The 629-nt window shown below is 32.9% G+C and carries 1 protein-coding gene; it reads right to left on the reverse strand.

From position 1 onward, the window contains the following. The coding region (locus AMN99_RS03785) for a pyridoxal phosphate-dependent aminotransferase (RefSeq protein ID WP_143323921.1) at nt 1–629 on the reverse strand (629 nt) is incomplete at both ends.

A 629-nucleotide genomic window follows, 5' to 3' on the forward strand; every position in this document is an offset into this window, starting at 1 on the left:
TCTAAAACAATTAGTCTTTCTCTTAACTCAGGATAGTTAAAGAATGTTGGCATTTCTTTATTGTCAAATATTTGTCTACTGTAAATTTCATCGCTTAATATAGTCACATGAGGATGTTTTTTTAAACCTTCTGCTAGTTTATCAATTTCAGACTTCTCAACAAAACTTCCAGTTGGGTTATTAGGGTTAATTAAAATTAACAATCTAGTCTTGTCAGTGATTAAAGATAAAATTTTATCTGCACTAAATTTTAAATCTTTATCTTCTGTTAAATCATAAGGTACAGCAGTAGAGCCTGTATAATTAATCATAGACTCATAAATAGGAAAAGCTGGTGTTGGATGAATAATTTCTGCTCCTGGCTCACCAAAACACTGTATCGCATAATGCATTGTAGGTTTACCACCTGGCATTATAGTAATTCTTTCTGGATCTACTTCGGCGTTATATCTTTTCTTGATCCATCTAGTAACTGCTTGTCTGCACTCTAAAATTCCATTTGAAAGAACATAACCATGATGACCATCGTCTAATGCTTTTTTTGCAGCTTCAACTACATGTTTAGGTGTTTTAAAATCTGGTTGACCTAACCCGAGATGTATCATTGGGTTTCCTTGTGCCTCTAATTT

This window comes from Candidatus Pelagibacter communis (assembly GCF_001180225.1).
Lineage (GTDB): Bacteria > Pseudomonadota > Alphaproteobacteria > Pelagibacterales > Pelagibacteraceae > Pelagibacter > Pelagibacter ubique_D.